Raw genomic sequence first — 6167 nt, forward strand, 5'->3', positions numbered from 1 at the left:
CACGGAAACGACGGCATGGGAACGAGTCGCGGACCTTCCTAGACTGGTCGTATGGACCACCCCGTGAACGGACACTCCCGCAATGCCCAAGCCCACCGGGCCATGGAGGACGACAGCCCCGTCATGGGAGTCCTGGAGAAGATCCAGGACGAGGTCACGGGCATGTCCGAGGGGGAGGTGGCCGACTACATCCCCGAACTCGCCCACGCCGACCCCGACACCTTCGGGATCGCCGCGGTCAGCCCGCACGGTCGTGTCTACGCGGTGGGCGAGTCGGAACGGCTCTTCACCATGCAGTCGATCTCCAAGCCGTTCGTCTACGCGTTGGCCGTGGAGGAACGCGGACTGGACGACGTGCACGAACACGTGGGGGCCGAACCCAGCGGTGAGCCGTTCAACGCGATCAGCCTCGACGAGCGGGGCCGCCCGGAGAACCCGATGATCAATGCCGGCGCGATCGTGACGACCTCCCTGGTGGGCACCGGGGAGCAAGGCGTGCGCTTCGAGCACATCCGGTCGGTGCTGTCGGCCTTCGCCGGGCGGGAACTGATGGTGGACGAGCAGGTGCACCGGTCCGAGTCGGAGACGGGGCACCGCAACCGGGCGCTGGGCTACCTCAGCCTGTCCGGGGGAGTGCTGGTCGGCTCGGTGGAAGAGGCCGTGCAGGACTACTTCCGCCAGTGCTCGTTGAGCGTCACGGTGATGGACCTGGCCGTCATGGCCGTGACCCTGGCCGTGGGCGGGGTCAACCCCCTCACCGGGGAACGGGTGGTGTCCCAGCGCACGGCGCGGCACGCCCTGTCGATCATGTCGAGCTGTGGCATGTACGACCGGGCTGGGGAGTGGGGGCTGCGCGTGGGCATTCCGGCCAAGAGCGGGGTGAGCGGTGGCATCCTGGCGTCCGCGCCGGGCGCGTTCGGGGTCGGTGTGTTCAGCCCGCCCCTGGACGACGCGGGCAACAGTGTGCGCGGGGTGGCGGCCCTCGAACGGCTCTCCGACGACTACGACCTGCACATGCTCCAGACACCCTCGGAACCGCCGTCACCGGTGCACAGCGTGAGTCGTTCGGGCGGCACGCTGGACGTGCGCCTGTGCGGGGAGATCGACTTCCTCGCCGCGGAACAGGTGGTGTCGCGATTGGCCGAGGTGATCGACGACTCTCGGGTGCGAACGGTGACGGTCGAGTTGGACAAGGTCTCCGGTTTCAGCGACGCGGCCCGCACGCTCTTCGCGGCCGAACTGGACGAACTGGCCGACGCGGGCGTGGACACCGCGGTGAGCGATCCTCGCGGTGTCCGCCAAGGCTGACCTGGAAGCGGGGCCACGGTACCCCTTGACCGTGGGCACACCTTCGGCGCATAATCAACCTAGTGGTTGATCAACTGGAAGGTTGAATAAGCTTATGGCGGACGATCCGCTCAGTCTCACGTTCGCCGCGCTGGCGGACCCGACCCGTCGGGAGATCCTCGCCCGCCTGGCCGGAGGCGAGGCCACCGTCAACGAACTGGCGGAACCGTTCGACATGAGTCTTCAAGCGGTCTCCAAGCACCTGAAGGTCCTGGAGAGGGCCGGACTCATCACCCGGGGGCGTGACGCCCAGTGGCGTCCCTGTCGGCTGGAACCCGCGCCCCTGGTGGAGGTCGACCGCTGGGTCGACCGTTACCGGGACCGGTGGGAGGAACGCTTCACCCGCCTTGACGAGGAACTACGCAGGATCGAGGGAGAGAGCAACCATGAGTGACCTCAAGGTCGTCGCCGAACCGGGACGTCAGGACATCCTCATCACCCGCACCTTCGACGCTCCGCGCGAGCTGGTCTGGCGCGCGGTCACCGAGCCCGAACTCGTCGGCCGCTGGTTCGGCCTGGACGCCACCACCACCGAGGTCGACCCGACCGAGGTGCGCACCGGAACCCCGTGGCGGATCAGCGAGAAGGCGCCCGACGGCGCGGTCTACGCCTTCCGTGGCGTGCACCACGACGTCCAGGAGCCCGAGCGGGTCGTGCGCACCTTCGAGTTCGAGGGCATGCCCGGCCACGTCTCCCTGGAGACGCTCACCCTGACCGAGGTGGACGGACGCACGAAGTACCAGGCCGTGGCCCTGTACCAGTCGATCGAGGACCGCGACGGGATGCTCGCCTCCGGCATGGAGTCCGGCATGGAGGAGTCCATGGACAAGTTGGCCGAGGTTCTGCGTTCCCTGGGCTGAGACCGGCCCGCACCACCCCGGGGCGTCCGACGTGGACACCCCGGGGTCGGCGTCGGTGTCGGTCCTGTGGACAACGCCGAAACCGTCGTCCCGGCCGGGTAATGTCGACGCGTGGCAGATCTCCCCGACGTTCCCACCCTGCTCGACGCGGCCGTCAAGGCCTTGGGCGGCAGCAGCCGAGAGGGACAACAGACCATGGCCGAGGCAGTGGCCACGGCCGTCGAGCAACGCGAACACCTGGTGGTCCAGGCCGGCACCGGCACCGGTAAGTCCTTGGCGTACCTGGTGCCCGCCGTCAGACGCGCGATGGCGACCAAGAAGCCCGTGGTCATCTCCACGGCCACCATCGCGCTGCAGAACCAGCTCATCGACCGGGACCTGCCACGATTGGCCGCCGCGCTCTCCCCATTGCTGCCACGCGAACCCACGTTCGCGGTGCTCAAGGGCCGACGCAACTACCTGTGCCGGCACCGCCTCCAGAGCGGGGTGGACGAGGACTCCGAGGGCGCCGAGCTCTTCGACCCCAGGCAGCTGTCGTCGGTGGGTCGTCAGGTGGCGCGCCTGCACGAGTGGGCCGAGGACACCACCACCGGCGACCGCGACGAGATCGTTCCCGGCGTCGGCGACCTGGCCTGGCGCCAGGTGTCCGTGGGCGGCAACGAGTGCATGGGCGCGCGGGTGTGCGCCTTCGGCCAGGAGTGCTTCGCCGAGTTCGCCCGCGAGGCCACCACCAGCGTCGACGTGGTGGTCACCAACCACGCCATGCTCTCCATCGACATGGCGCAGGGCTACCACCTCATGCCCGAGCACGACACGATCATGATCGACGAGGCGCACGAACTCGTCGACCGCGCCACCTCGGTGGCCACCGGTGTGCTCGGCGAACGGGCCGTTTCCATTGCGGCCAAGCGCGCGGCCCGCCTGGTCGAGCCGGGTATCTCCGAACGGCTCGCCGAGAGCGGGGACGGCCTGGCCCTGATGTTCACCGAGGTCGGCGAGGGCCGCCTCGACCACATCGACGACGGATTGGCCGGCGCGGTCGCCGCCGTCCGCGACGCCTCGGCCGCCTGCGTCACCGCGATCGGCCCCAACCCGGGCGAACTCGAACCCGAGGCGGCCTCCGAACGCAAACTGGCCCTGGCCGCCCTGGGGGAGGTGCGCGAGGCGGCGGAGCGGATCCTGGAGTCCTATGAACCTGCGCTGCGCGACCGCACCGAGGTGGTCTGGCTGACCAAGGCTCCCTCCAAACCGCCATCGCTCAGCGTCGCCCCGCTCGGGGTGGGCGGACTGCTGCGAGAGAAGCTCTTCGGCGACCGCACCGTCGTGCTCACCTCCGCCACCCTCACCCTGGGCGGCGACTTCACCGCCCTGGCCCGCCAATGGGGGCTGGGCCGCGAGGTGGCACAGGAAGCCGCCGACCTCGCGGCCGGACGGACCCCCGCCCCGGTCCCACCGGTCGACCCCGCCCCACGCACCGGTCGGGACACCGCGATCGCCGACGAGGACGCCGGCGAGGACACCGAGGGCGTCGAGCCGGGCGTGGACGAGAATGGTGCGGCGGAGGACGCCGGAGGCGAAGGTCCGCACCGCGCCGCCGGCGAGCCACGCTGGCGCGCACTCGACGTCGGCTCACCCTTCGAGCACGCCCGCAGCGGCATCCTCTACGTCGCGCGGCACCTGCCCAAACCCGGACGCGACGGGCTCTCCAAGGAGTACCTGGACGAGATCGCCGGACTCATCGAGGCCTCCGACGGGCGTGCCCTGGGCCTGTTCTCGTCCATGCGAGCCGCCCAACAGGCCACCGACGAACTCCGCGAACGCCTGGACCAGACCATCCTGTGCCAGGGCGAGGACTCCACCGGACAACTGGTGCGCCGCTTCAGCGAGGACGAACGCTCCTGCCTGTTCGGCACCCTGTCGCTGTGGCAGGGCGTCGACGTCCCCGGCCCCGCGCTGCAGTTGGTCATCGTGGACCGGATCCCGTTCCCCCGCCCCGACGACCCACTGGCCTCGGCCCGCCAGCGCGCCATCTCCGCGCACGGCGGCAACGGGTTTTTGGCGGTGTCGGCCACCCACGCCGCGTTGCTGTTGGCTCAGGGCACCGGGCGACTGCTGCGCTCCACCGACGACCGGGGGGTGATCGCCGTGCTGGACCCACGCCTGGCCACGGCGGGCTACGGCGGATTCCTGCGCTCGTCCCTGCCGCCGTACTGGGGCACCGCCGACCCGGAGGTGGCCCGGGCCGCGCTGCGGCGACTGGCGGAGAAGGCCGACGCCGCCGAGACCGAGCCCGCCGCCTGAGGTCTTCAGGGGCATCCGGACAGGAAGGAGGCCGGGCACCTTCGGCGCCCGGCCATCACCTTCACGAGCCGATCAACCGCGCGTGCGGTAACCGAACAACCGGACCGCGTAGCCGGGGGAGTCGTCCTGTGGCTCATGGATGTGCCAACGGTCGTCGTGTTCGCCGACCAGGAGCTCGCTCCACATCATGTCGATGAGCTTGAGCCGGGAGACCACGGAGGATTCCGGGTCGAGGACGATCGAGTAGGCGTGGTCGGTGAGACGTTGGGTCACCATGCCCACGGACTGACCGTCCCAGATGGCCGGGACCGTGGCGTGCCCGATCTCCACCCCGCACAGCCGGAGCTGCTCGACCTCCTCGTCGAGGGCCTCGGCGGCCAGTGCCCCGTCGAGCCGTAGGGCGTCCTCCAGCTCGTCGCGGTCCTCGTCGGGACGCAGGTAGGCGTGGTAGGTGCGGTAGCCGCACGAACGGCACTTGCGCCAGACCACGCAGCGGGCCAGCCCGTAGGCGGACTGCGCCTCACCGACGCTCCGGTACTCGCTCACATCTCGAACCATGCCGCATTCGCAACACAAGGCAGTGAGATCCTGCTTCATCAGAGTCCCCCCTCCCAGGTGAGTATGCGACGAATGGAGGTCGTTAGGGAACCCGTTCGGGGAGGAAGTCGCGGCAAGGAGTCGTCATCAATGCCCAAAATGACCGGACGACGGGTTTCGTGCGGGCTCCGCCGGACTTCGGGGTGTCCGGATTCACGTTCGGCCGGCCGGCTCGCGGGGGCTCAGTCGTCCAGGGACGGCCGGTTCTTGTTGCGCGCGGTCCAGTCCCGCATCCTCTGGGGGTAGCCGACGATCTGCACGTCGTAGGCGGGGGTGGCCAGCCTCTTGGCGACCTTGCGGATCACGTCGGGGGAGCCGCAGCGACGCCGGATCCACTCACCATCGGTGGCGACGGCGACCGCGGTGGTCCGGGTCGCGAAGGTCTCGGGTTCGACGAAGAACTCCACCCCGACCCTGCTCTTGGCGAACTCGACCAACGCCTTGATGTCGGAGTCCTCCGAGGTCCGGTCGAACCGGGTCTTTCCCTTGCGGTTGGCCTTGCGAAGGCCGAAGCGGTCTCGCCATCCCATCGGCGCCATGTCCCCTTAATGCATGTTTGCGTTCCCGCGTCTCGCGCCGGCTTGGCAGCGATTCTAACCACCGGAACAACGAACGAATCGGCCCGGGAGTGCCCAGGCTGCACCGGTTTCACGCGTTTTCCGGACAGCTCGGTCACCGCGCTGCTACGTTCTGTTGGCACACGGCTCAGTCAGGGGGAGAAGAGACATGCCGATGTGGACTTGGGCGGGGGAGACGGCACGCCGACTACGCGCCGCGGGACAGGACGACCTGGCCGAGGCGGTGATCCGATTGCCACAGCTCACCGAGGCGGGAGACGCCGTCAAGGTGGAGGCTTCGGCCCGGTCGGCGATGCGCGTCGCAAGACGTCTGGTCGCCGAGGCGGGGAACCAGGAGGCCGCGGTACCGGGGGTGTTCGGACCACCGACGTTGTTCTTCCTGGCGCACTGGCCGTTGGCGGTGCGGGTGGGGGCACTCGGAGAGGGGCGTCGCGCACTCGATCAGGCGCGGGCCGTCGTCGAGGACGAACCAGGCCCGCACGAA

6 protein-coding genes and 1 pseudogene are annotated in these 6167 nt (G+C 69.5%); 5 read left to right on the top strand and 2 right to left on the bottom strand.

What is annotated here, in order from left to right; all coding sequences use genetic code 11:
• The first annotated feature begins 51 nt into the window (after window positions 1-51).
• The 4 genes from glsA to ABZ717_RS20555 all read left to right on the top strand — a co-directional run bounded on the left by glsA (window position 52) and on the right by ABZ717_RS20555 (window position 4508).
• The gene (gene glsA, locus ABZ717_RS20540; RefSeq protein ID WP_358512919.1) at window positions 52-1308 is read left to right on the top strand and encodes a glutaminase A; all 1257 of its coding nucleotides are present in this window, start codon (window positions 52-54) and stop codon (window positions 1306-1308) included.
• Between the two features lie 94 nt (window positions 1309-1402).
• Window positions 1403-1741, top strand: coding sequence for a metalloregulator ArsR/SmtB family transcription factor (locus ABZ717_RS20545; RefSeq protein ID WP_067603438.1), 339 nt, complete (start codon window positions 1403-1405; stop codon window positions 1739-1741).
• On the top strand, window positions 1734-2207 hold the full coding sequence (locus ABZ717_RS20550) for an SRPBCC family protein (protein ID WP_358512922.1): 474 nt from the start codon (window positions 1734-1736) through the stop codon (window positions 2205-2207). The genes ABZ717_RS20545 and ABZ717_RS20550 overlap by 8 nt, the downstream gene beginning before the upstream one ends.
• Before the next feature lie 111 nt (window positions 2208-2318).
• A complete protein-coding gene (locus tag ABZ717_RS20555) occupies window positions 2319-4508 on the top strand; it encodes an ATP-dependent DNA helicase (protein WP_358512924.1) in 2190 nt (729 codons plus the stop codon).
• A 72-nt stretch (window positions 4509-4580) separates the two neighbouring features.
• On the opposite strand, the gene ABZ717_RS20560 is transcribed toward ABZ717_RS20555, so the two are convergent.
• Both ABZ717_RS20560 and ABZ717_RS20565 read right to left on the bottom strand, forming a co-directional pair.
• Window positions 4581-5105 carry a DUF6315 family protein gene (locus ABZ717_RS20560; protein WP_358512926.1) on the bottom strand — a complete coding sequence of 175 codons (525 nt, stop codon included), beginning with the start codon at window positions 5103-5105 and terminating at the stop codon, window positions 4581-4583.
• Between the two features lie 182 nt (window positions 5106-5287).
• Window positions 5288-5635 carry a hypothetical protein gene (locus ABZ717_RS20565; protein WP_067603499.1) on the bottom strand — a complete coding sequence of 116 codons (348 nt, stop codon included), beginning with the start codon at window positions 5633-5635 and terminating at the stop codon, window positions 5288-5290.
• 196 nt (window positions 5636-5831) lie between these two features.
• On the opposite strand from ABZ717_RS20565, the pseudogene ABZ717_RS20570 reads away from it, so the two are divergent.
• Window positions 5832-6167, top strand: a pseudogene (locus ABZ717_RS20570) (hypothetical protein); the annotation flags it as partial.

The sequence above is a fragment of the Nocardiopsis sp. NPDC006832 genome, from assembly GCF_040635885.1.
Classification (GTDB): Bacteria; Actinomycetota; Actinomycetes; order Streptosporangiales; family Streptosporangiaceae; genus Nocardiopsis.